The sequence below is a fragment of the Desulfoprunum benzoelyticum genome (assembly GCF_014201505.1).
Lineage (GTDB): Bacteria > Desulfobacterota > Desulfobulbia > Desulfobulbales > Desulfocapsaceae > Desulfoprunum > Desulfoprunum benzoelyticum.
Map to the genome: position 1 here is coordinate 181,849 of NZ_JACHEO010000001.1, position 24,780 is coordinate 206,628.

At 64.3% G+C, this 24,780-nt stretch carries 22 protein-coding genes; 20 read left to right on the forward strand and 2 right to left on the reverse strand.

The window, feature by feature from the left end:
- Positions 1–88 precede the first annotated feature (88 nt).
- Positions 89–1,843, forward strand: a complete 1,755-nt coding sequence (locus HNQ81_RS00785; RefSeq protein WP_183347320.1) for a YcaO-like family protein — start codon at positions 89–91, stop codon at positions 1,841–1,843.
- A gap of 131 nt (positions 1,844–1,974) precedes the next feature.
- On the opposite strand, the gene HNQ81_RS00790 is transcribed toward HNQ81_RS00785, so the two are convergent.
- Positions 1,975–2,388 carry a hypothetical protein gene (locus tag HNQ81_RS00790; protein WP_183347322.1) on the reverse strand — a complete coding sequence of 138 codons (414 nt, stop codon included), beginning with the start codon at positions 2,386–2,388 and terminating at the stop codon, positions 1,975–1,977.
- A gap of 470 nt (positions 2,389–2,858) precedes the next feature.
- On the opposite strand from HNQ81_RS00790, the gene HNQ81_RS00795 reads away from it, so the two are divergent.
- From HNQ81_RS00795 to HNQ81_RS00865, 15 genes are all read left to right on the forward strand, one after another.
- On the forward strand, positions 2,859–3,854 hold the full coding sequence (locus HNQ81_RS00795) for a cobalt-precorrin 5A hydrolase (protein WP_183347324.1): 996 nt from the start codon (positions 2,859–2,861) through the stop codon (positions 3,852–3,854).
- Complete coding sequence (gene cobJ, locus HNQ81_RS00800) at positions 3,842–4,612, forward strand: precorrin-3B C(17)-methyltransferase (protein WP_183347326.1); 771 nt, start codon at positions 3,842–3,844, stop codon at positions 4,610–4,612. Before HNQ81_RS00795 ends, cobJ begins: the two co-directional genes overlap by 13 nt.
- Positions 4,609–5,202, forward strand: coding sequence for a histidine phosphatase family protein (locus tag HNQ81_RS00805; RefSeq protein ID WP_183347328.1), 594 nt, complete (start codon positions 4,609–4,611; stop codon positions 5,200–5,202). The genes cobJ and HNQ81_RS00805 overlap by 4 nt, the downstream gene beginning before the upstream one ends.
- Positions 5,202–5,759: a bifunctional adenosylcobinamide kinase/adenosylcobinamide-phosphate guanylyltransferase gene (cobU, locus tag HNQ81_RS00810; RefSeq protein ID WP_183347330.1), complete on the forward strand. Its 558-nt coding sequence runs from the start codon at positions 5,202–5,204 to the stop codon at positions 5,757–5,759. Before HNQ81_RS00805 ends, cobU begins: the two co-directional genes overlap by 1 nt.
- A gap of 27 nt (positions 5,760–5,786) precedes the next feature.
- A complete protein-coding gene (cobT, locus tag HNQ81_RS00815; protein ID WP_183347331.1) occupies positions 5,787–6,854 on the forward strand; it encodes a nicotinate-nucleotide--dimethylbenzimidazole phosphoribosyltransferase in 1,068 nt (355 codons plus the stop codon).
- A gap of 22 nt (positions 6,855–6,876) precedes the next feature.
- Positions 6,877–7,653: an adenosylcobinamide-GDP ribazoletransferase gene (gene cobS, locus HNQ81_RS00820; protein WP_183347333.1), complete on the forward strand. Its 777-nt coding sequence runs from the start codon at positions 6,877–6,879 to the stop codon at positions 7,651–7,653.
- A 66-nt stretch (positions 7,654–7,719) separates the two neighbouring features.
- A complete protein-coding gene (locus tag HNQ81_RS00825; protein WP_183347335.1) occupies positions 7,720–10,305 on the forward strand; it encodes a cobyric acid synthase in 2,586 nt (861 codons plus the stop codon).
- Positions 10,306–10,333: 28 nt separating this feature from the next.
- Entirely contained in the window at positions 10,334–11,323 is a 990-nt protein-coding gene (gene cbiB / locus HNQ81_RS00830; RefSeq protein ID WP_183347337.1) for an adenosylcobinamide-phosphate synthase CbiB, read from the forward strand.
- On the forward strand, positions 11,324–12,691 hold the full coding sequence (locus HNQ81_RS00835; protein WP_221270802.1) for a cobyrinic acid a,c-diamide synthase CobB: 1,368 nt from the start codon (positions 11,324–11,326) through the stop codon (positions 12,689–12,691).
- Positions 12,688–13,320 (forward strand): precorrin-8X methylmutase, encoded by a 633-nt coding sequence (locus HNQ81_RS00840; RefSeq protein WP_183347339.1) that lies wholly within the window; start codon positions 12,688–12,690, stop codon positions 13,318–13,320. The genes HNQ81_RS00835 and HNQ81_RS00840 overlap by 4 nt, the downstream gene beginning before the upstream one ends.
- A 93-nt stretch (positions 13,321–13,413) precedes the next feature.
- A complete protein-coding gene (gene ndk / locus HNQ81_RS00845; RefSeq protein WP_183347341.1) occupies positions 13,414–13,827 on the forward strand; it encodes a nucleoside-diphosphate kinase in 414 nt (137 codons plus the stop codon).
- Between the two features lie 202 nt (positions 13,828–14,029).
- The gene (lexA, locus tag HNQ81_RS00850) at positions 14,030–14,677 is read left to right on the forward strand and encodes a transcriptional repressor LexA (protein ID WP_183347343.1); all 648 of its coding nucleotides are present in this window, start codon (positions 14,030–14,032) and stop codon (positions 14,675–14,677) included.
- The gene (locus tag HNQ81_RS00855) at positions 14,674–15,522 is read left to right on the forward strand and encodes a DUF72 domain-containing protein (protein ID WP_183347345.1); all 849 of its coding nucleotides are present in this window, start codon (positions 14,674–14,676) and stop codon (positions 15,520–15,522) included. The genes lexA and HNQ81_RS00855 overlap by 4 nt, the downstream gene beginning before the upstream one ends.
- Positions 15,523–15,534: 12 nt before the next feature.
- Positions 15,535–16,734: a DNA polymerase Y family protein gene (locus HNQ81_RS00860; protein WP_183347347.1), complete on the forward strand. Its 1,200-nt coding sequence runs from the start codon at positions 15,535–15,537 to the stop codon at positions 16,732–16,734.
- Positions 16,735–16,764: 30 nt separating this feature from the next.
- A complete protein-coding gene (locus HNQ81_RS00865) occupies positions 16,765–19,770 on the forward strand; it encodes a DNA polymerase III subunit alpha (RefSeq protein WP_183347349.1) in 3,006 nt (1,001 codons plus the stop codon).
- A 17-nt stretch (positions 19,771–19,787) separates the two neighbouring features.
- On the opposite strand, the gene xseA is transcribed toward HNQ81_RS00865, so the two are convergent.
- Positions 19,788–21,245, reverse strand: coding sequence for an exodeoxyribonuclease VII large subunit (xseA, locus tag HNQ81_RS00870; protein ID WP_183347351.1), 1,458 nt, complete (start codon positions 21,243–21,245; stop codon positions 19,788–19,790).
- A 138-nt stretch (positions 21,246–21,383) separates the two neighbouring features.
- On the opposite strand from xseA, the gene HNQ81_RS00875 reads away from it, so the two are divergent.
- The 4 genes from HNQ81_RS00875 to HNQ81_RS00890 all read left to right on the forward strand — a co-directional run bounded on the left by HNQ81_RS00875 (position 21,384) and on the right by HNQ81_RS00890 (position 24,751).
- Entirely contained in the window at positions 21,384–22,079 is a 696-nt protein-coding gene (locus tag HNQ81_RS00875; protein WP_183347353.1) for a tetratricopeptide repeat protein, read from the forward strand.
- Positions 22,076–22,927, forward strand: coding sequence for a pantoate--beta-alanine ligase (gene panC, locus HNQ81_RS00880; RefSeq protein ID WP_183347354.1), 852 nt, complete (start codon positions 22,076–22,078; stop codon positions 22,925–22,927). The genes HNQ81_RS00875 and panC overlap by 4 nt, the downstream gene beginning before the upstream one ends.
- Positions 22,928–22,999: 72 nt before the next feature.
- On the forward strand, positions 23,000–24,202 hold the full coding sequence (locus HNQ81_RS00885) for a DegT/DnrJ/EryC1/StrS family aminotransferase (protein WP_183347356.1): 1,203 nt from the start codon (positions 23,000–23,002) through the stop codon (positions 24,200–24,202).
- A gap of 132 nt (positions 24,203–24,334) precedes the next feature.
- Complete coding sequence (locus HNQ81_RS00890; RefSeq protein ID WP_183347357.1) at positions 24,335–24,751, forward strand: secondary thiamine-phosphate synthase enzyme YjbQ; 417 nt, start codon at positions 24,335–24,337, stop codon at positions 24,749–24,751.
- Positions 24,752–24,780: the final 29 nt, after the last annotated feature.

Below are 24,780 nucleotides of genomic sequence, written 5' to 3' on the forward strand. Positions count from 1 at the left end.
CAAGGAAACTGCTATGCTGCAGGGCCGCGCGTGCCACCAATCAGACCACCGTTTTCTTGCCGATAAACATCATAATTCATATAGATAAATGAAAAAATCAAACATAGTTCTCAAGGATTGTCCAAAGACCTTCACGGTCGATCAGGACAAGGCGATCCGGCCTGAGGATACGCTCGCCAGATTTTATGCCCAGGTCAACAAACTTGACTGCGTCATCGTCAACGAAGTGAAGAGGATCGACAACGGCCGGCTCGACATCCCCGTCTATTTCAGCATCTGCGGCGAGGCGGCAAGCAGGCTCACCGGAACCAGGAAACAGATGGGCAAAGGTGCGCATCCGGTGCAGGCCGAGGCTTCGGCCTGCATGGAACTGGCCGAGCGTTTTTCGTTCTTCGCGTTCAAAAACAACGCCGAACATTTCATCACCGGTGATTACAAGACGATGCGGGAGCAGGGCTATCCACTGCTGGATATCCGGCTGCTGCTGAAATCGGTCCATGACGAGAAAACGACGACGGCGCAACTGGAGTCGCTGCTGGAAAATATCCCGATGCAATGGACCTGGGCCACCAACATGACCAGGGGAGAGGAGGTGCTGGTCCCGTTTTCCTGGTTTTTCGCGATCAACGAGTTCAACGGACCATCGGCCGGCAACACCTGCGAGGAGGCTGCCCTGCAAGGGGTCTGCGAGATTGTCGAGCGTCACGTCTGTTCCCGTATAAATCGTGAACAGATAGCGACGCCGGCCATCGATCCCGATTCGGTGCAGGATCCGGTCGCCAGGGAACTGCTGGCAAAATTCGCCCGCAACGGCATCGAGCTCTACCTCCACGATTTTTCCCTTGATACCGGTATCTGTACGGTCGGGGCGCTGGCGATCGACCGCTCGACCTTCCCGGAAAAAAGCGAGATCGTCTATACCGCCGGGACCACCCCGAATCCGGAAAAATCGCTGATTCGGGCGGTGACCGAGATCGCCCAGCTGGCCGGCGACTTCAACAGCGGCTCGAACTACGTCGCCTCCGGCCTTCCGAAACCGCTCGACATGAAAGAGGTGGCATACCTGACGCAATCGACCGCAAAGATCAGCATCGAAGAGATGGTCGATCTTTCCGACGACAATATCCGGGTCGAGGTTGAGCGTTGCGTCGCCGCCCTCAAAAATATCGGCATGGAGGTCTATATGATCGATGTCCGCCATGAACAGCTGGATATCCCGGCATTGTACACGATCGTTCCCGGCGCCCATTTCCGCGAACGATCGATGATTCGGGATGCCGGACTGTTCTCGGCCAAACTGGTCGAAGAACTGATCAGCGATCCCTCCCGCAAGGAAATGAAGTTCCGGCAGATGGAGGAACAGCTGCCCGGCGCCTATTATCTTTCATTTTACCGGGGAAAAAACGCCGTTGATGCCGGAAATTTTGAGGCGGCGATCAGCTATTTCGATCGCGCCCTGGCCCTCGAACCGGAAGCGGAGGATCTGCCGTATATCTTTTCCTACAAGGGCAGTTGCCTGAAGGAATTGGGAAAATACGAAGAGGCGATCGCCGTCCTGGGCCAGGGACTGGCCGAGGACGAGGAACGACCGGATATCCACAACCTGATCGGGGTCTGCATGTTCAAGCAGGAGCGATACGACGAGGCCATCGGCCATTTCAAGCGCGCCGTTGCCCTCAACCCCGCCTCCGGCATTGATTATGCCAATATCGGGGTCAACTACAACCGGCTGGGAGAGCGGGAGCAGGCGATCCATTTCTTTACCATCGCCTTGACCATCGACCCCTCGCTTCATTTCGCTCAGGAACAGCTGGCCGGGTTGCTGGAAAGCGATGGACAGTGACCGTCCGCCCTCGGACGACCTGGGGAAATCGTTGTCAACTGTCCCCGTCTCCGATTGCAGTGGCGGGAGGGATGGTCTGTCGCGCCCGTTGCCAGGATTCCCGGGCCGGGATGCCGGTCAACGCCCTGCTGTCAGGCCGGAATCAGGCAGGCCAGCCCTGCCTCGAGGCTGTCAAAGACGAGAACCTTGTTGACGTGTTCCTGATCAGGTTCTCCCGGGAATTCCTTGCCGCCGCCTGATTCGTTGATTACTCCGAAGCGTTTGAGGATATCCTCGACGGCCGGTTGCAGATTGCAGAGGCAGAGGAGGCGGATATTCCGGTCCATGATGATCGACCCGAATATGCCGATGAGAGTGGAGTTGATTCTGTTGAACCGGGCAAGATCGACAAAAAGATAGGTGTCAAGATCGCTCTCCTGCCGTCTGCTGCTGGCGATGAAATCGATCAGGGTGCTCTTCATTGTCTCGAGGCCGTCCTTGATAGCCTCGAGTTTCACCACTTTGACAATACATACTCTTCCATTGCTGATTTTGATCTCGGCCATTTCCCCCCCTTGTTTCTGAACAACAAATCTCCGATTGTTCTCCTTCCACTTCAAGCTGTATCATGATCCCACCGAAGGGGATTGAATCGAATCGGCAACGCTGTGTGCAGTTCATCGCCATACTGTCATGCACTGTCCTTCGCTTCCCTGGTGCGTTTGCCTCCATCCCGTGCAGAGACGATATCATGCCGTGGAAAAGACCATCACGGATGATTTGAGACGCGATCGAACCGGGACAGAGACCGCATACGACTATCCTGCCTGGTTTTATTGAGCATGTATTCCTGAAAATAGCAAGCCGTGAAGTGGTCGACCATCGTAACGACCCGCCATCGCTTTGAGCCGATCGACGCAGGACAACAAGTGGCGATGCCGTTAATTGACGTTTGCCTTCAATTCCGCTCTGTGCTATCCTCGTCGTTCTGGTGTGGTTGTCAACCGGTTTTCAGTCGTATCCATACTGTGACAGAATGAAAATATCAATTTTTTCGGTATCTTCCGGAGGCGGGATGCTGGCGGCGCATCTCACCGCCGCCCTTGGTGACGAGGCCTGCCGCCATCCCGAAAAAGCGACGCTGGAGATCCTGCGCCAGGCCTTTGTTTGTGCCGATGCCCTGGTCTGCATCATGGCCGCCGGCATCGTGGTGCGGGCCATCGGCCCGATCTGCCGGGACAAATGGGTTGACCCCTGTGTCATCGTAGTCGACGAGCGCGGGGAGTACGTCATCAGCCTGCTCTCGGGCCATCATGGCGGCGGCAACGACCTGGCAAGGCGGATCGCCGCGATCACCGGCGGCCAGGCGGTGATTACGACTGCCTCCGACGTCCTCGGCCGGACGGCGGTCGATCTGTGGGCGGAACGCAACGGCCTCCTGGTTCGTTCACAGCGGAAAAAATTGACGACGGTCGCCGCCCGGCTGGTCAACCATGGCGTGATCAATTTTTTCTCCAATTGCCGGTGCACAGAGGTGCCGAAAGATTTCCATGTCGTCGACAATCCGGCCGAGGCCGATATTGTGCTGACCTGCAACGAACACCTCCCCGCCGGCGCCCTCTGTTTCTCCCCTCGCAATCTCGTCGTCGGCATTGGTTGCAACCGGGGAACGTCGGTGGAGGAGATCGGTGCGGCGGTGACTCAGACCTGCCGGCAGCACGACCTGCACGAGGGATCGATCGGAGGGGTAGCGACCATCGACGCCAAGATCGGGGAAGAGGGATTGGTGCGCTTTGCAGCGCGTAACGGGCTGCCTTTACACTGTTTTTCCAAGGAGCGGCTCAACCGGATTCCGGGAATCAGCGAATCCGTCCATGCCCTGGCCGCAGTCGGGGCGAAAGGGGTGGCTGAACCGGCGGCGATGCTCGCCGCGGCAAGCGGGGAAGTTCCCGGACAATTGATCGTGGGGAAGATGAAATGGAGCAATGTCACGACGGCCGTAGCGGTCAGAAAGATAGAATGCATGGGATGATAACTGTCGTCGGCACCGGCCCCGGCAGTACCGATCATATTACACCGGCGGCACTCAGGAGCATCTGTGAAGCGGATGTCGTCATCGGCTACAGCACCTACCTCGATCTGCTGCCCGATCTCCTCGTCGGCAAGGAGGTTATCTCCTCGTCGATGATGCAGGAGGTCAACCGCTGCAGGGCGGCCTTCGATGAGGCCGAAAAGGGCCGCCGGGTGGTCATGGTCTCCGGCGGTGATCCGGGAATCTATGCCATGGCCGGGCTGATTTTCGAGATTGCCGCCGAAAGAAATTCTTCGATCGAAATCGAAGTCGTTCCCGGCATCGCCGCCGTCAACAGTTGCGCCGCCCGTCTCGGGGCGCCGCTGATGCATGATTTCGCCACCGTCAGCCTTTCCGATCTGCTGACTCCCTGGGAGACCATCGAACGACGGCTGCATGCCGTGGCGGCCGCCGATTTCGTCATCGCCATCTACAACCCGAAATCGAAAAAGCGGGCCGAACATATCGCCCTGGCGCGGGACATCCTGCTCCAATACAGGAATCCCGAAACGCCGGTCGGCATCGTCAAGGCCGCCACCCGCAGCGACGAACGGATCATTCTCTCTGACCTTGGGCATATGCTTGACGCCGAGATCACGATGCAGACGACGATTATCGTCGGCAACAGCCTGACCTTCACCTGGCACGGCAAGATGATCACGCCGCGGGGCTACAGAGGAAAGTACAGGTTGGGCGAAGAACAGCCGAAATCAGAATGACGATGAGGCAACGGCTCTATCTGCTGCGTCATGGCAGCACCGGCGCCGGCAACCGTTATATCGGCTCGACCGACCTGCCGCTGAGCCCGGAAGGGGTGGCCGACCTGGAAGGCGCGGCTGACCTGCTGCAGCGGCAGGAACTCGATGCCGTGTTCTGCAGCCCGATGCGGCGGTGCCGGCAGACTCTTGACCGCCTCGGTCTTCACCTCCGGCCGGAAATCGTCGACGACCTGCGCGAGATCGATTTCGGCCGCTGGGAGGGCCTGAGCTTTGCCGAGATCTGCGCCACGGACGGCGATCTGGTCGATCGCTGGGCGCAAGGAGAAAAGGATTTCGCCTTTCCGGAGGGAGAATCGCTCCGGGGTTTTCTCCTCCGGATCGACAGGATCCGCTTGATGCTGACGACAATGCCGGCCCGGCGGCCGCTGCTGGTGACCCACGGCGGCATCATCCGCCATCTGGTCTGTGCCTGTCTCGGCATCGAGCCGGAAAAATCGCTGCTGTTCGCGGTTAAGCCCGGCCGCTGCACCGTCATCGACCTCCACTCGGCCGGCGGCGTACTTGCCGGAATGAACCTGGGAGAGCGCTGATGGGGACCTTGATTCTGGTCACCGGCGGGGCAAGGAGCGGCAAGAGTTCCTATGCCCTGGCGCGGGCCGAGGCGGTGTCGACAATCCGGCACTTTCTGGCCACCTGCCCGGTTACCGACACCGAGATGGGACAACGTATCGACCGCCACCGCCGGGAGAGGGAAGGGCGCGGCTGGACCAGCTGCGAGGAGGAAATCGCCCTCGTTTCCCGCATCGCCGCCCTCCAAGGCCCGGGGGTCGTCCTCGTCGACTGCCTGACCCTGTGGGTCAACAATCTGCTGTTCCAGGCCGACCGCCACGACGAGGTTTTCGACGAACAGGCGCTGCGACGGGAGATCGGCCAGTTGCTGGCAGCGATCAGCGGATATCCGGGAACGGTCATCGTCGTCAGCAACGAAGTCGGCATGGGGATCGTCCCCGACAATCAACTCGCCCGCCACTACCGGGATCTCGTCGGCACCTGCAACCGGCTGATCGCCGCCGCCGCCGACGAGGTCGTGCTGGTCAGCTGCGGTCTGCCGCTGTTTCTGAAAACGGCGCGACCGGGCGGGATTTAAATATATTAAAGACAACAGGAAACAACGATGGGAGCTCTGGAGAGAACGCTGAAGGATATTTTTCCGCAGGATACCGATTACCGGGTAAAGGCCAAGGCCCGCCTCGACCAGCTGGCCTTGCCGCACTGGGCCCTGGGCGATCTGATGGACCTGGCGATCGACCTTGCTGGCATGACCCGGTCGCTGACGCCGCCGGTCGGCCGCAAGGCGATCGTGACGATGGCCGGCGACCACGGGGTGACGGTCGAGGGGGTGAGCAAGTTTCCCAGGGAGGTGACGCCGCAGATGGTCGTCAACTTCGTCAACGGCGGGGCCGGCATCAACGCCCTCGCCCGCCAGGCCGGGGCCAGCGTCTTCGTCGTCGACATGGGGGTCGATGCCGATCTGCGTAACCTTGCCGATGCCGGCAAGATTATCAACAAGAAGGTCGGCATGGGAACCGCCAATATCGCCGCCGGTCCGGCGATGAGCCCGGCGATGGCCCGGCGGGCGGTCGAATCGGGCATCGATGTGGCCGAGATGCTGGCCGACGACTACGATATCTTCGGCACCGGCGATATGGGGATCGGCAACACGACGCCGTCCACCGCCATCGCCGCCGTCTGCACCGGCCGCTCGGCCGAGGAACTGACCGGCCGGGGAACCGGGCTCGACGACGGCCAGTTGCAGCAAAAGGTCAAGATCATCGAGCGGATCCTCGCGGTCAACCAGCCTGATCCCAAAGACGGCCTCGATATCCTCGCCAAGGTCGGCGGATTCGAGATCGGCGGCATCGCCGGCCTGATCATCGGCGCCGCCGCTCGACGCAAGCCGGTCCTCATCGACGGTTTCATCTCCACCGCCGGGGCCCTCATCGCCTACAAGATCGAACCGTTTGTCCGCGATTATCTGATCTTCGCCCATCGTTCGGTCGAGCGCGGCCATCGCTACATGCAGGAGATGCTCGGCTGCAAACAGCCGCTGCTCGATCTCAACTTCCGTCTCGGCGAGGGAACCGGGGCGGCGGTGGCGATGAATCTGGTCGAGGGCGCCGTCGCCATCCTCACCGAGGTGGCGACCTTCGCCGAAGCGGCCGTCGCCGCCGCCGACAAGTAAACCGTAATCGGGAAATCCTCCGATGCTGACAACTCCTCCTCTGCTGGCCCCGCTGCTGGCGGCACTGCGATTTCTGACGGTGTTGCCGATCCGCCGGGGCGCCGAATTCGACGGCCTGCATTTCCAGGCCGGGTTATTTTTCTTCCCACTGATCGGCCTGGGGATCGGTGGTGTCGCGCTGATGGTGGCTGCGCTGCTCGGTTGGATCCTGCCGCCGTCACTGACCGCCCTGACCGGGATGGTCGTGCTGGCGGCGATTTCCGGCTGCCTCCATCTCGACGGCCTGGCCGACAGCGCCGACGGCATGCTCAGCAGCCGGGCCCGGGCGGAAAAACTGGTCATCATGCGCGACAGCCGGACCGGGGCGATGGGAGTGATCGCCATCGTCATCATCCTGCTCGGCAAATATGCCGCCCTCAGCACCGCACCCCCGGCGCAGCTGGGCGTGCTGTTGCTGCTGATGCCGCTGGCCGGCCGCTGCGCCATTGTCCTGACGATGGCGCAGTTGCCCTATGCCCGGCCGGAAGGGGGACTGGGCACCCTGTTCTATTCGCCCGACACCCGCCAGGCGGCGCTGCTGGCGGCGGCGCTGTGGCTGGTGGTGGTGATCGTCGTGGTTCCGCTGGCGGGACTCGGTTTACCGGCGCTGCTGGCGACGCTCGTGGTTCCGGCCGGAACTGTGCTGCTGTTTGCGGCCTGGTGCCGCCGCAGCCTTGGCGGCGCCACCGGCGACACGCTCGGGGCGGTGTGTGAATTAAGCGAACTGATGGCTGCCGTGGCGTTGACCGTCGGCAGTTGAGCGCTCCGGTGACTCGCCCGGAACGCAAGATACAACGGCTGAAATATGTCGGAGAGGAGGGTGAGGATGAGCAACGTCGCCGATAACTGCCTATTGACCGGATCAGGACACGGCGGCAACGTCCATGCCTTCCGCCGCCGGGTGCAGGCCGCCGGGATCATCGACTTCAGCGCCAATATCAATCCGCTGGGGCCGCCGGAATGGCTGCGCGGGGTGATCAGCCGCAGCGTCGAGGACCTGGGCCACTATCCCGATCCCGAATGCCACGATCTCGTCGCCGCCATTGCCGATCGCGGCGGCTATCCGCTCTCGTCGATCGTGGTCGCCAACGGCTCGACCGAACTGCTCTATCTGCTGAGCCGCATCCTGCTCAACAGCCGGGTGCTGATCCCGGTTCCGGCCTACATCGACTATGCCCGGGCGGCCCGACTCGCCGGTAAGCCGGTCGAGACCGTGGCGATGCGCGAGGAGGGCGGCTTCCGCCTCGATCCGGACCTCATCGCCGCGCGGATCCAGCCGGAAGACCTGGTGATCATCGGCAGCCCCAACAACCCGACCGGGGCGATGCTGCCGGCCGCCGCCATCCTCGACCTGGCCGATGAATTCCCGGACTCCGATTTCCTGGTCGACGAGGCCTTCCTCGACTTCGTCCCGGACGGCATATCGGTGGGCGGCTCGCGCGACAACATCTCTACCCTCAATTCATTGACCAAGTTTTATGCCATTCCCGGCCTCCGCCTCGGCTTCGGGGTGTTTCACGAGACGGTGGCGGATGCGCTGCGCGAACTCCTGCCGCCCTGGACCGTCAACACCCTGGCCCAGGCCGTCGGCGCCCGGGCCCTGCGGGACCGGGAGTACCAGGAACACTCGCGGACCGCCTGCCTCGCCTTGCGGGAGAGTCTGGCCCGGGGTCTTGCCGGCTTCAACCAGATCCAGGTCTTTGCCGGCGCCGCCAACTATCTCTTCCTCCGTCTGACTGGATCGACCACTGCGGTTCAGCTCGCCGGGGCGCTGGCGGACAAGGGCATCCTGATCCGTCGCTGCGACAACTATGCCGGCCTCGATTCGAGCTACGCCCGGGTCGCCGTCCGGACCGAAGAGGAAAACGCCCGGCTTGTCGCCGCCATCGGCGAGATCCTGGAACCCGGGACCGCCCGGCCGCGGCCACAGCGGAAGACCGCCGCCCTGATGTTCCAGGGAACCTCGTCGAACGCCGGCAAATCGGTGCTGACCGCCGCCCTGTGCCGGATCCTGCTGCAGGACGGGGTGCGGGTGGCGCCGTTCAAGGCCCAGAACATGTCGCTCAACTCCTTCGTCACCCTGCAGGGCGAGGAAATGGGCCGGGCCCAGGTGGTGCAGGCCCAGGCCGCCCGCCTCGATCCCGATGTGCGGATGAATCCGATCCTGCTCAAGCCCAGTTCCGACACCGGCAGCCAGGTCATCGTCCGCGGGAAGCCGGTGCGCAACATGTCGGTCGGGCAGTACCACGCCTACAAGGACCAGGCCTGGGCGGCGGCCACCGCCTGCTACGACAGCCTGGCTGCTGAGTACCAGGTCATCATCCTCGAGGGCGCCGGCTCGCCGGGCGAGGTCAACCTCAAGCGCCACGATATCGTCAACATGCGGATGGCCCGGTATGCCGGCAGCCCGGTGCTGCTGGTCGGCGACATCGATCGCGGCGGGATTTACGCCTCCTTCGTCGGCACCATGGAAGTCCTGGCGGAGTGGGAGCGGCGGCTGGTCGCCGGTTTCGTCGTCAACCGCTTCCGCGGCCAGTCCTCGCTGCTGGCCGCGGCCCACGACTATGTCGCCGCCCACACCGGCCGCGAGGTCTTCGGCGTCGTGCCTTATTTTCACGATCTCGATCTGCCCGAGGAGGACTCGGTGTCGTTCAAGGAGGGGATCTACCGGCGGCCGCAACCGGGACAGCCGCATGTCGACATCGCCGTCGTCAGTCTGCCGCATATCTCCAATTTCACCGATGTCGAACCATTCCTGGCCGAGCCCGATGTCCACCTGCGGGTCGTGTCCCGGGTCGATGACCTCGGCACCCCCGACGCCCTGATCCTGCCGGGATCGAAGAACGTCATGAGTGATCTCCGCTTCCTGCACGATTCCGGCTTTGCCGCCAGGATCGCCGGGTTGGCCGGCCGAGGCTGCACCATTGTCGGCATCTGCGGCGGCTACCAACTCCTCGGCCGCGAGATCGCCGACCCGCTGGGGCTGGAATCGCCGGCCGGGAAGACGGCGGCCGGCCTCGGCCTCCTCGATATCGCCACCGAATTGAAGGGGGACAAGACCCTGCTGCGGCGGACCGGGATCCATATCGCCTCGACGCTGCCGGTTGCCGGCTACGAGATCCATCACGGCATCTCGACCGGACCGCTGCCGCCGGCGCTGCGGTTTGCCGACGGCAGCGGCTGCGGGGCGACGGCCGGTGCCGGCCGGATCTGGGGCTGCTACCTGCACGGGATCTTCGACGAGGACCGTTTCCGCCGCCATTTCATCGACGGCCTGCTGACTCACAAAGGACTGCCGGCGAAGCAGATCATCCTTGCCCCCTACAATCTCGAGGCGGCCTTTGACCGGCTGGCGGCCCGGGTCCGCGCCAGTCTCGACATGGACCGGATCTACGCCCTGTTGCGCTTGTAGCCCCTCAACCAATGCGATTTCAATCACGATGTATACCCTCCAGGTTCTGACCGCCATTGCCGCCGATTTTCTGTTCGGCGATCCGCGCTTCCTGCCCCACCCGGTGCGGTTGATCGGCCGGTTGTGCACTTTTTCTGAAAAGCAAACCCGCTCGTCAATTACTAGTCCAGCCACCGCCGGGACCCTGACGACTGCCGCGGTCCTGCTGGCCACCGGACTGACGCTGATGCTGGCGCTGTGGGCCTGCGCCGCTGTCTCGCCGCTGCTGGCCGATATCGTCGCGGTCATCCTGCTCTACACCACGGTCGCCGCCCATGACCTGGCGAGCCACAGCCGCGCTGTTTATCGCCGCCTGATCGTCGACGATCTCGACGGGGCGCGGCAGGCGGTGGCGATGATCGTCGGTCGCGACACGACCCGGCTCGACCGCCAGGGAATCTGCCGGGCGGCGATCGAGACGGTAGCGGAGAATACGGTCGACGGGGTCACCGCGCCGTTGTTCTGGGGAATCGGCTTCAGCCTGCTGGCGCTACCGATCGGCGCCGATCCCATCGCCCTGACCGCGCTCGGGGCGATGCTGTATAAGGCGATCAACACCATGGACTCGATGTTCGGCTACAAAAACGAGAGGTACCTTGAGTTCGGCCGGACCGCGGCCCGGCTCGACGATCTCGCCAATTTTCTGCCGGCCCGGCTGACCCCGGTCTTTCTGATCTTCGCCGCCGCCATCCAGCGGCTGGACTGGCGGGCGGCGGCCCGGATCTGCCGCCGTGACCGGCTGCGCCATGCCAGTCCCAACTCCGGCCATCCCGAGGCGACAGTGGCCGGGGCGCTCGGCGTCCGCCTCGGTGGGCCGTCGGTCTACTTCGGCACGATCATCGACAAGCCCTGGCTCGGCGACGAGCGGCGGGCCATCGACGCCGAAGACATCCTCCGCACCAACCGGCTGATGTACCTCGGCGCCCTGCTGTTTGTCATTTTCCTGCTGGGATGCAGGGCAGTTGTGATGGAGGGGTAAATGAAAGAGCGATCGGCCTTTGTCATCGCCGCCACCAAGAGCGGCTCCGGCAAGACCCTGCTGGCGCTCGGGCTGCTGGCCGCCCTGGTCCGACGCGGGCTGGCGGTTCAACCGTTCAAGTGCGGCCCGGACTTCATCGATCCGACCCTGCACAAGATGGTGGCGAACCGGATGTCGCACAATCTCGATCTGTTCATGATGGGGGAGGAATGCTGCCGCCGGATCTTCGCCCGGGCCGAGGCTGAGGCCGACGTCCGCATCGTCGAAGGGGTCATGGGGCTGTTCGACGGCGGCGTGGCCAGTACCGCCGCCCTGGCCCGGGTCCTCGACCTGCCGGTGCTGCTGGTCGTCGACGCCCGCTCGGCGGCCGAGAGCGTGGCCGCCGTGGTCAAGGGCTTCGAGGTCTACGATCCGCAGATCCGTCTGTGCGGGGTCGTGCTCAACCAGACCGGGTCAGCGCGGCATGTCGAGCTGATCCGCGGGGCCCTGGCCCAATCCTGCGCCACCCCGTTGCTCGGCGCCTTTCCGCGCGAGCAGCAGTTCGCGATGCCGGAGCGTCATCTCGGCCTGCACATGGGCGAGGAGAATCCGTTGTCGGCGGGGCAGCTTGCTCGGCTGGCGGCGGCGGTCGAGAACCATATCGACATCCCGGCGCTGCTGGCCGCGACCGTCCGTCCGCTGCAGCCACCCAGCCAGGTTCCGCCCCCGGTCCGCCCCGTCCAGCCGCGGCTGCGCCTGGCGGTCGCCCGCGATGCCGCCTTCTGCTTTTACTACCAGGAAAATCTGGCGCTGCTGGCCGCCGCCGGCTTCGATATCGTGCCCTTCAGCCCGCTGTCCGACCTGACACTGCCGCCGGCTATAGCCGCCGTCTATATCGGCGGCGGCTATCCCGAGCTGCACGCGGCGGCGTTGACAGCCAACGAGTCGATGCGGACGGCGCTTCGGCAGTGGGCAGAGAAGGGCGGTCTACTTTACTGCGAGTGCGGCGGTCTGATGTACATGGCCGAAGAGTTGACCGACACCGAGGGTCGGGTGCATCCGATGGTCGGGGTCTTTGCGCTGCAGATGGCCATGCGGCCACGCTTCAGCCGGCTCGGCTACCGCCGGGTGCGTTTGCGGCGCGACTGTTTTCTCGGCCGGCAGGGCGATGAGCTCTACGGCCACGAATTCCACTATTCGGAACCGGCCGGGAAGGCCCCGGCAATCGAATGCCTCTACGATCTCGACGACGGCCGGCAGGAGGGGTACACCCGGCACAACGCCATCGGCAGTTACGTCCACCTCCACTTCGGCAGAACGACAGGCAGTGTGGACCATTTTTTTCGCCATGCGCTCAGCATGCAGACCAGAAGGGAGGAAAGGGAATGATTCAGGATATACGACCGGAAGACATCGAGCGGGAGAGCTTCCGCATCATCGAAGAGGAGTTTTTCGCCCGCACCGGCCGCCACCCCGTGGACTTCGACGCCCGGGAATTCGCCATTCTCCAGCGGGTGATCCACGCCACCGGTGATTTTTCCCTGACCGACAGCATCCGCTTCCACCCGCAGGCGATCGACCGGGGTCTCGCCGCCATCCGTGGCGGCCGCAACCTCTACGCCGATGTCGGAATGGTGGCGGCGGGGATCGGCAGCAAACTGCAGAGCGCCTTCTGCGGCCGGGTGCTCTGCCGTGTCGGCGACGCGGAGGTGGCACGACGGGCCCGCGAGACCGGCCGGACCCGGTCCGAGACCGCCCTGGAGATGGCAAGCGGCGACAACGTCGGCATCGTCGCCGTCGGCAACGCCCCGACGGCCCTGCTGGCCGCCATCGACCTGGTGCGGCAAGGGACCTTCGCCCCCGACCTGATCGTCGGCGTCCCGGTCGGTTTCGTCAACGCCGCCGAATCGAAGGAGCTGCTGGTGGCCGCCGGCATCCCGGCGATCACCGTCCTCGGCCGGCGGGGCGGCAGCCCGATCGCCGCCGCCATCGTCAACGCCCTGTTGAAGATGGCCTGACGAACGGCCGCGCCGGTCCTTGACTTTTTGCCGGCGTGATGCTACTGATGAGCCGGTTTTTCACTACTCACCCATTGCCGAGAGGATACCCGTATGGAACGAACATTTGCGATCATCAAACCGGACGCCTTCGCCGCCGGTCATGCCGGAAAGATTCTGAGCCGGATCTATGAGGAAGGCTTCACCGTCGTCGGCCTGAAGAAGCTCTACCTGAGCAAGATCGAGGCCGAGGGCTTCTATGACGTCCACAGGAACCGGCCGTTCTTCGGCGAGCTGACCGATTTCATGAGCAGCGGCCCCTGCATCGTCATGGTCCTCCAGGCCGAGGGCGCGATCAAGAAGTGGCGGGACCTGATGGGCGCCACCAATCCGGCCGAGGCCGCCGAAGGGACGCTGCGCCGCCAGTTCGGTTCCTCCGTCGGCGAGAACGCCACCCACGGCTCGGACGCCCCCGAGACCGCCGCCTTCGAGATCGGCTACTTCTTCTCCGGCCTCGAACTGCTGTAATCCTCCCTGTACCCTGTCGTTCCGTCCCGTGATGGGGGCGGAACGGCGGCTCCCGTTTCTCCCGCCCCATCTCTTCCCCCTTGTGCCCGGTGCGACACCGGCATTTCGTCCGGGCGATCCATGCCGGATGCAAAAATGTATATTGACAAATCCTGTTGTACATGTACATTTACAGCAAATGTCCATATACATTGGAGGAGCGATGGAGCTGAGCGGAACCCAGAAACGGCTGTACGATTATCTCGCCGAGCGCCTTGCCCGGAACGGCAAGGCCCCGAGCCTGCGGCAGACCGCCGCCGACCTGGGGGTCAGCCACACGGCGATAGCCCAGCTGCTCGGGCAACTGGAGAAGAAGGGGGCGGTCGAGCGCGACGGCCGCTACAGCCGGTCGCTCCGCCTCGTTACCGGCAACGATCGCCGGCAACAAGGCGACCGCAGCCGGGAACTGCCGATCATCGGTCAGATTGCCGCCGGCCTGCCGATGTACGCCCAGCAGGAATGGGACGGCTCGGTGGTCGTCGATCGCCGCCTGTTCCCCGGCGACAACCTCTTCTGTCTCCGGGTCAGGGGCGAGTCGATGCAGGGCGCCGGCATCCTCCACGGCGACCTGGCGATCTGCGAGCCCCGCCAGTACGCCGCCAACGGTGAGATCGTGGCGGTGCTGATCCAGGGTGAGGAGGCGACGGTCAAGCGTTTCTTCCTCCAGCCCGACCATATCGAACTGCGGCCGGAGAATCCCGGGTTCCCGGTCATGCGCTACCCCTTCGGCGAGGTGCTGGTGCAGGGCAAGGTCATCGGGGTGATCCGAGGGTCCGGCGGCATCCTCGCGACGGGGCAGCGAGTGGCATGAACCGGCTGCCGGCGATACTGACCGTAGGCGAAACCGACGATGCCGGCCGGGGCAGGGACTGCCGCCTCGCCGTCGGCACCTGCGGCTATTCCTATACCGAATGGGTCGACAGCGGCTTTTATCCGCCCGGCACCAGGACCGCGACGATGCTGCCGCTCTATGGCCGTTCGTTCTCGGTGGTCGAGCTCAACTACACCTGGTACCAGATGGCCCGGGCCGAGGCGATCGCCCGGATGATCGACAAGGCCCCGCCGCACCTGCGCTTTGCCGCCAAACTGACCCGGACGATCACCCATGAGCGGGATCAGGACTGGCGCGACCAGCTGCAGCAGTTCCGCCGCGGCATCGCCCCGCTCGGGAACCGTCTGCTCGCCGTGCTGATCCAGCTGCCGCCGGATTTCGAGCGCAGCCCCGACAACCGCCGCCATCTCGCCGTCCTCCTCGACGGCCTGCAGGGCCTGCCGGTGGCGGTGGAGTTCCGTCACGGTTCCTGGGCCGTCGATCGGGTCTTTGCCGAGCTTCAACGGCGGGCGGTGAGCCTGGTGACGGTCGACGCCCCGTCGCTGCCCGGCCTGTTTCCGCCCCTCGATGTGGTCACCAATCCGCAATTGCTCTATGTCCGCCTGCATGGGCGCAACGGCGCCGGCTGGCGCTCCGGCAACATGCAGAGAAAATTCGATTACGACTACAGCCCCGCCGAGCTGCGGCAGTGGAGCGACGCGATCCTGCGGCCGATGGCGACCCGGGCAGCGCGGGGAGTCGTTTTCTTCAACAACCATGTCCGGGCCCAGGCGCCGCGCAACGCCCGACTGCTGGTCGAGATCCTGGGCGGGGCAGCCGCCTGAGACGAGGCTGTCATGTTCAGGGAACGTTCGATCCTCCACCTCAACATCACCGATTTCGCCGTCGCCGTCGAGCAGGCGGCCGCGGCGCCGCGGCGGGGGCGGCCGCTGATCATCGCCCCGGCCGGCACCTCCAGGGCGGTGGTCTACGATATGAGCGAGGAGGCCTATCGGGCCGGGGTCCGCAAGGGGATGGCGCTGTCGCAGGCGACCCGTGTCTGCCGTGGTGCCGAGCTCCGGCCGCCGCGGCCGGAGCTGTACCGCCGGGCGATGGAGAACTTCCTGCGGCAGGTGCGGAGCTATTCGCCACGGCTGGAGCATGGCAGCGAGGATGGCCATGTCTTCGTCGACCTCACCGGCACCCATCGCCTGTTCGGGCCGGCGATGGATGTCGGTCTGCGGCTGCGGCGGGAAGTGCGACGGCAGCTCGGCTTCAATCCGATCTGGACCCTGGCGACCAGCAAGCTGGTGGCCAAGGTCGCCTCGCGGCTGGTCAAGCCGATCGGCGAGTATATCGTCAGTGCCGGTGACGAGATCGATTTCCTCGCCCCCCTGCCGGTTTCTCTGCTGCCGGGACTGGCGCCAGGGGAGATGCGGCGGCTGGGCGAGTTTCGGATTGTCACGGTCGGCCAACTAGCCGGCCTCAGCCGGGGCCAGCTGCTGGTACCGTTCGGCCGTCGCGGCGACTATCTGTACGAGGCCAGTCGCGGCATCGACACCGCCCCGGTGTCGGCCGGAATCGGGACGGCAACAGTCGCGGTCGAGCATGTCTTTGCCGGCGACACCAACGACCGGCAGGAGGTCACGGCGGCGATCGCCGACATGACCAGCCGGGTCGGCATGGAGCTGCGACAGCGACGGCAGGAGGCACGCCGGGTCGGAATCTGGATCCGCTATGCCGACGGTCTTCAGGTGGTCCGTTCGGCTACGGCCCGGCGGCGCACGGCCAGTGATTTCCAACTGCAGCACCTGGCCGACCAGGCCCTGTCCCGGGCCTGGCTGCGGCGGGGGCGACTGCGCTCCTGCCGCCTGGTCTGCGACGATCTGTGCCGGCAATCACCGCAGCTGCCGCTCTTTGCCGAAACGCATCACCAGGAACGGCGGCAGGCCGGATTGCTGGCGGCGATGGACACCATTCGCAACCGTTACGGCCATGCCCTGATCGCCACCGGTCGGCAGCGGTTGTCCCCGGCGCCGGCCGGGGAGGCCGCCTGAGACCGGCAACCGCCGCCCCGAGACCGCCCCATGTTTCCTCTCCGTGTCCGTTCTTCCTACTCCCTGCTCGAAGGTACTGCGCCGCCGGCAACCCTCTGTCGTCTGGCACGGCAGCACGGCTATCCGGGTCTGGCACTGACCGACGGCGACAATCTCTACGGCCTGTGGCCTTTTCTCGCCGCCTGTCGGGGGGAGGGCCTGCGGCCGGTGGTCGGGGCCGAGATCTCCGAGCCCGGCACCACGCGCCGGGTCACCTGCCTGGTCGAAGACGAGGCAGGTTACCGCAGTCTCTGCCGGCTGCTGAGCCGGCGCCACGCTCCTGCCGGTTTTGATCTCGCCGCCGCCCTGGTCGCCGGGAGCCAGGGGTTGACCATCCTTGGCGAGGATCTGCCGCTGCTCGACGAATTGCGGGAAGGCGGGCTGCAACCGGTCGTCGATCTCGGCCCGCAGCCGACCGCAATCGGCCGCCGGCTCAGAAACTGGGCCCGCAGCCGGGGCGTGACGGCCGTCGCCACCCCGGTCAGCCGGCTCGCCGGCGACGATCAGCGCGAACTGTATCGCCTGCTGCGGGCGATCGCCCGCAATACCACTCTCAGTCGCCTGGAAACGCTGGAGTCACCGGTCGGGGTCCAGCCGCTGTGGGGGCCGGAGGTGTACCGTCGCCGCTTCGCCGTGTGGCCGGAGGTCGTGACGGCGACGATGGCGGTGGCCGAGCGCTGCACCTTCACCGGGCCGGCCTTCGGCATCGTCATGCCGCCCTGGCGAGGAGGGGGGGATAACGAGGCGGGCCGAGTACTGCGGCAGAAGGCCTACGCGGGGGCCCGCCGCCGCTACGGCGACGACCTCGGCGAAACGGTGGTCGATCGGCTCGAGCATGAGCTGCGGATCATCGCGGCGATGGGCTATTCCGCCTACTTCCTGGTCGTCCGCGACATCGTCCACCGCAAGGGGGCGGACGGCCGCCGCCACAAGCGACGGATCTGCGGCCGCGGTTCGGCCGCCGCCTCGCTGGTCGCCTACTGTCTCGACATCACCAACGTCTGCCCGATCCGCTACAACCTCTACTTCGAGCGCTTTCTCAACCCCGGTCGCCGCGATCCCCCGGATATCGATATCGATTTCGCCTGGGACGAGCGTGATGAGGTCCTGGCCGACATCCTGAGTGACCACGGCGGCCAGGCGGCGATGGTCTGCAACCATATCCGCTTCCAGCCGCGGATGGCGATCCGCGAGACCGCCAAGGTCTTCGGCCTGCCGGAGGGCGAGATCGCACGGCTGACCCGCCGCCTGCCCTGGATCTCTCGCGGCGACGGCGAAGGGTTGCAGCAACGGCTGCAGGGTCTGCCGTCGCTGGCCGGCCAGGATTTCTCAGAGCCTTGGCCGACGATCCTCCGTCTGGCGACGCGGCTGATCGGCCTGCCGCGCCATCTGTCGGTCCATTCCGGCGGGGTAATCATCACCCCCGGGCCGATCACCGACTATGTCCCGGTCGAATACGCCGCCAAGGGGGTGCCGATCATCCAGTGGGACAAGGACGGCGCCGAGGAGGCAGGACTGGTCAAGATCGACATCCTCGGCAACCGCAGCCTCGGCGTCATCCGTGACTGCATTGCGGCAGTGCGGCAAAACGGGGCGCCGCCCCCCGAGTCCGGCTGGAACCCGGAAGACGATCCGCCGACCCGGGAGACCATCGCCTGCGGCCGGACCATGGGCTGTTTCTATATCGAGAGCCCGGCCATGCGCCTCCTGGAGCAGAAGGCCGGCAGCGGCGACTTCGAGCAGCTGGTGATCCAGTCGTCGATCATCCGCCCGGCCGCCAACGAGTTCGTCCGTGAATACGTCCGGCGCCTGCATGGCGGCAGCTGGCAGCCGCTGCATCCGGCGGTCGGCGACATCCTCGACGAAACCTACGGCCTGATGGTCTATCAGGAGGACGTGTCGCGGGTGGCGGTGGCCCTGGCCGGTTTCAGCCATGCCGATGCCGACGGCCTGCGCAAGGTCATGGCGAAGAAAGACAAGGCGCTGCAACTGAGGGACTACGAACAGCGTTTCCGGGACGGCTGCCGGCGGCGGGGCGTCGAGGCGGCCGATATCGACCGGGTCTGGGAAATGATGCTGAGTTTCGACGGCTACTCCTTCTGCAAACCCCACTCCGCCTCCTACGCCCGGGTCTCGTTCCAGGCCGCCTATCTCAAGCGCCACCACCCGGCCGAGTTCATGGCGGCGGTGATCTCCAACCAGGGCGGCTACTATTCGACCTTTGCCTATGTCTCCGAGGCGAAACGGCTGGGGCTTGCGGTCCTGCCGCCCGACGTCAACGCCAGCGACTGGCGGTGGCGGGGACAGGGCGGGTGGGTGCGGGTCGGCCTGCAGTCGGTCGCCGGGTTCTCCGCCGCCTGTCTCGACCGGCTGCTGGCGGCCCGGCGGCAGGGGCGGTTCACCACTGCCGCCGACTGCTGGCACCGGACCCGGCCGGCCGACGACGAGGCCCGGGCCCTGATCCATGCCGGGGCGCTGGACAGCCTCGACGCCGGCGGCAACCGTACCACCCTGCTCTGGCAATGGGCGGTGTTCATGCGCCGGCGGGAGATGGCGGCAGCCGCTTCGCTCTTCCCGCCGGTGCTGCCAGAGCCGCCGATCCTGCCGCCACCGGACCGATTGACCCTGTTGCGCCGCGAGTTCGCGGTGCTCGGTTTTCTCTGCAGCGAACACCCGGTGACCCTGATCGGCCGCTTGCCGTCGGGCCTGGTCAAGGTCGCCCGGCTCGGCGATCATGTCGGCCGGCGGGTGCGCTGCGCCGTCTGGCTGCTGACCGGCAAACTGGTCTCCACCAGAAGCGGCGAGGCCATGGAGTTCCTGACCTTCGAGGATGAAACCGGGATCGTCGAGGCCACCTTCTTTCCACTCGTCTACCGCCGCTACGCCCACCTGCTGCAGAGCGGCCGGGCCTATGTCCTGGCCGGCGCCGTCGACCAGGATTACGGGGCGATCACCCTGACGGTGGAGCAGGCGGCACCGCTTGGGATCTCAGGATGACGGCGACCATCGTCTGCTCACTCGGGTGTTTCCGGGTCTGACCGCTCGCCGGGGGGAAAACTTTGCCGTTCATCGGTTGCCCTGTCCGCTTCAGGCGGGATATCCGCCCCGGGTGGAGGCAATCCGGCGGTGGCCGCGACCACCTCGCAGATCAGGCCGCCCTTGCCGAGCAGGATGTCCAACCGGTCGCCCCGAGCCACCTCGCCGCTTTCCGTAACGACGGTCCAGCGCAAGGTCTCGCTGTCCTTTTTCCTGACAATCGCGTAGCCTCTGGCGAGGGTCGCCAGCGGGCTGACGGAATGGAGCAAGGCCGCCGCCGCGGCAAGGCGGGACTCCAAGGTGTCGAGGATGGCGGCGATGCCGCGCGTCAACCGTTGCCGCAGATGTTCGAGGCGCAGGCTCTTGAGCTGCAGCTGGTGCAATGGCGTCTGGGTCTCGAGACGGGCGAGAAGCTGGGCCAGCCGCCGCTCCCGGAAACGGAGAAAGGCAACGGCGGCCCGGCTGAAGCGATGGACGGTGAGGTCGAGTTGGAGGGCCAAACGTTCGAGGTTGTCGGGAAATGCTTTCAGTGTCTTGCGGCATGCGGCCAGACGCTGTTCTTCGACGGCGAGATGGCGGATCAGCAAGTGCCGCAGCCGACTGTGCAGGGCATCGATTCTTTCGAGCAGGAGGGTGCAGTCGGGTATGATCCGTTCGGCGGCGCCGGTCGGTGTCGGGGCGCGCAGGTCGGCACAGAAATCGGCAATGGTAAAATCAATTTCGTGACCGATGCCGGTGACTATCGGGATCGAAGAGCGGACAATCGCCCGGGCGACGCATTCTTCGTTGAAGGCCCACAGGTCCTCGATCGATCCGCCGCCGCGGCAGAGGACGATGAGGTCGGCGGCGGCGAGACGGTTCGCGGTATCGATGGCCCGGGCGATCTCCTCGCCGGCGCCCTTGCCCTGAACCCGGACCGGCAGCAGACGGATCGCGGCGACCGAACGGCGCCGGCGCCAGACCGTCAGGAAATCATGGATTGCCGCCCCGGTCGGCGACGAGATCATCACGATCGACTCCGGGAAGGCCGGAACCGGTCGTTTGCGCCCCGGATCGAAGAGCCCTTCGGCGGCGAGCCGGTTTTTCAACTTCTCGAAGGCAAGCTGCAGCGCCCCTGAACCGGCCTGTTCGACGGTGTCGACGATCAGCTGATACTCGCCGCGCTGTTCGTAGACCGAGATCCGCCCGTGGCAGATGACCTGCTGTCCGTCCTTGATCGGCCGGTCGAGGTAGCGCTCCTGCTGCTTGAACAGCACCGCCCGGAGTTGGGCGGTGCTGTCCTTGAGAACAAAATAGCGGTGGCCGGAATAGGGGATGCGGAGGTTCGAGATTTCTCCCCGGATATGGACAAAGCGATAATTCCCCTCGAGCAGGTCCCTGATCGATTGGGTAATCTGGGTGACGGTCAGAACTTCATCGGGATGGGGGATGGACATGGAGTGATCGCCGATCAGCGGCTGGACGCTGAGAAAGGGGGATTGTGGATGGACAGCAGCCTTGGCATATATTATACTTTACGGCTTGATTTGGAAAGTTTACCGCACCGGGAAATGAAAAGAGCAAGGAGATATTGAATGGGCGGAGAGAGCGTTTTCGACAAAAAACATGTGGAACCCAGCGCCATGGGTGATGTGGAAGGGCTGTTGGAACATTTCAATCTGCCGCCGGCCGTCATCAGCTATATCCGCAGAAACAAAAGGGTGATCCAGGTGACTGTCGCCGCGATCCTGATCACCGTCGTTGCCCTGGCCCTGTATGACTCCTATCGCCAGAAACGGATCGAAGAGGCGACATCGGCCCTCACCACGGCCATGCAGAAGGCCGGTGACGACAAGGAAAAGGCCCTTGGCGCAGTAGCGGCGGAATTTGCCGGAACAGCCTCGGCCCGCTGGGCGGAAGTCGAACTGGCCCATCTCACCATGGCCGGATCCAAGTTCAAGGAGGCGGCTGAACAGTATCGCCGTATCCGCAACGATCTTGACAGGTCCGATCCGCTCTATGCCTTGACATCCTTCGGCTTCGCTCAGGCCAAAGAGGCCGGCCATGAATATGACGAGGCCTCGGCCGCCTATCAGGAATTAAAGGACATCGACGGCTATCAGGCCATCGGCTACACCGGGATCGCGAGAATTCTCGAATCTCAGGGAAAAACCGACAAGGCCATCGAGACCCTCACAACCTATCTCTCGACCCTGGCCGACAAGGCCCCGACCGATCCTGGAAAACGGATTATCGAAGATAGAATCGCCCGTCTGAAGGTCAAACAGTGAAACTGATAAAGAAGAGTGAGGAGGTCGTCCAGGTCACCGGCGGCTGGAGAGAAGAGGGGCAGCGCATCGTTCTCGTGCCCACCATGGGATGGTTCCACGAAGGGCATCTGTCGCTGATGCGGTTGGCGCGATCGCTCGGCACGAAAATCATTGTCAGTCTCTTTGTCAATCCGATCCAGTTCGGGCCGCGCGAGGACCTCGCCGCCTATCCGCGCGACCTTGACCGGGATCGCCGACTGGCCGAACAGGAAGGGGTCGATGCCCTGTTCGCCCCGGCGGTGGAGGAGATGTTCGAACCGGAATTCCAGACCAGGGTGGTGCTGAGCAAGGTGTCCCAGGGGCTGTGCGGCGCCGGTCGGCCCGGGCATTTCGATGGGGTGGCGACGATCGTCACCAAGCTGTTTCATCTGATGGTTCCCCATGTCGCCGTTTTCGGCGAGAAGGATCTGCAGCAGCTGGCACTGATTCGGCGGATGGTCCGCGACCTCAATTTCCAGATAGAGATTGTCGGCCATCCAATCGTCCGGGAGCACGACGGTCTGGCCCTGAGTTCCAGAAACAGCTATCTGACGGAGGTGGAGCGGCAGACGGCCCTGTGTCTGTCGCAGGCGATCGGCCAGGCCCGTGACACCATCCGAGACTCGAGCAACACAGCCTCCGTCGTCGACCTGATTGCCGCCGCCACTGCCTACATCGAGGCCCATGAAGGCTGTCAGGTCGACTACGTCAGCATCGTCGACCGGTGGACCCTTCTCCCCGGCACGGCAATCGACCAGGACAGCGTCATGGCGCTGGCAGTGAAGATCAACGGCAGGGTGCGCCTGATCGACAACGGCCTGCTGCTGTAAGACACGGCCAAGGTTTTCGTTCCCGCCGGGATCACGATATTTTTCAGATACAGCCAATTTTGAGAGGGTGATATGCCAGGATTCGAGGTCTTCGGTGAAGAGGAAAAACGAGAGATTCAGGATGTGCTCGATACCGGGGTGCTGTTTCGCTATGAGTTCGCCGAGCAGCGCCAGGGTGTCTACAAGGTCAGGGAGTTCGAGGAAAAATTTGCCGGCTATTGCGGCGCCAGCTATGCCCAGGCGGTGACCTCGGGGACCGCGGCCCTGAAGGTCGCCCTTGCCGCCCTTGGTATCGGCCCCGGCGATGAGGTCATCACCCAGGGATTCACCTTCGTCGCCACCTGGGAAGCGATATTGGAACTGGGGGCCATCCCGGTATTCACCGAGGTCGATGCGACAATGAATATGGACCCCGAAGATCTGCGGAAAAAAATCAACCCGAAGACCCGCTGCATCGTCCCGGTCCATATGCTCGGGGCCCAGGCGCGGATCGCCGAGATCGTCGAGATTGCCGACAGCCATTCCATCCCGGTCCTTGAGGATACGGCCCAGGCGGCAGGCGGCCGGATCAAGGGCCGCCATCTCGGCACCTTCGGCAGATGCGGCACCTTCTCTTTCGATCCGGTGAAGACCCTGACGACCGGCGAGGGCGGCATGGTCATTACCGCCGACGAGGGGCTGTGGCGAACGATGTCGGAGTACCATGACCATGGCCATGACCATGTCGTCAATCCCGGAGGCAGGGGCGGCGAGGGGCGCCGATTCATCGGCTCCAACTACCGGATGATGGAGATCCAGGGGGCGATCGGTATTGCCCAGTTGGCCAAGCTCGATATGATGCTCGCCGAACAGCGGAAGAACAAGGCCCGTCTCAGGGAGGCGGCCGCCGCGATCCCCGGGGTCAGCTTCCGGCAGCTGGTCGATCCGGAAGGCGATACGGCCACCCACTTCAGTTTCTTCCTCCAGGATCAGGAGCACTGCCGCCGGGTCAATGCCCTGCTGCAGGAGAAAGGCTGCGGGGCGATCTGTTTTGCCGACAATACCTGGCATTACTATCCGCAATGGGAGCATCTGTTGCACGGCCGGTCGGTGGCGGCCGGCGGCTGGCCGTTCACCGGGCCCGACGGTCGGCGACGGGTCGTCTACGATTCCGCCGCCCTGCCGGCCTCGGCCGCCCTGATGAACCGCAACCTGGTATATCCCGTCTCGATCAAAATGCCGGAAGAGCGGTTGACCGCCATCTGCGACGCCTTGACCAAGGCGGCAGCTGTCTGACCGGCCGGCAAAACCTCGCAACGGTCAAGGGTCGATGCGGGGTTTGTGTTGCAATGGTTGAATTCGTCGGGGCGGATCGGGTTACCGGCCGATAGCGACGATGGAACCGAGGCGAATACAGTCGGAGACCCGATGAAAAGCTACCGCAAGGAGTTGTGGTTCGAGATCCCCGCCCGCCGCGGGTTCAGAAATATCACCGGCCAGGTGGAGGAGTGCCTGCGGGAAAGCGGAATCAGAGAGGGCCTGCTGCTGTGCAACGCCATGCACATCACGGCCTCGGTGTTCATCAATGACGACGAATCCGGCCTGCACCACGATTACGAGGTATGGCTCGAAAAGCTCGCTCCCCATGCCCCGGTCGCGCAATACCGCCATAACGGCTATGAAGACAATGCCGACGCCCACATGAAGCGCCAGATCATGGGCCGTGAGGTCGTCGTGGCGATCACCGGCGGCAAACTCGATTTCGGGACCTGGGAGCAGATCTTCTACGGTGAGTTCGATGGCCGGAGGAAAAAACGAGTCCTGGTCAAGATCATCGGCGAATAGCGACGAGGGGGCATTGTCCCAATCCCCGG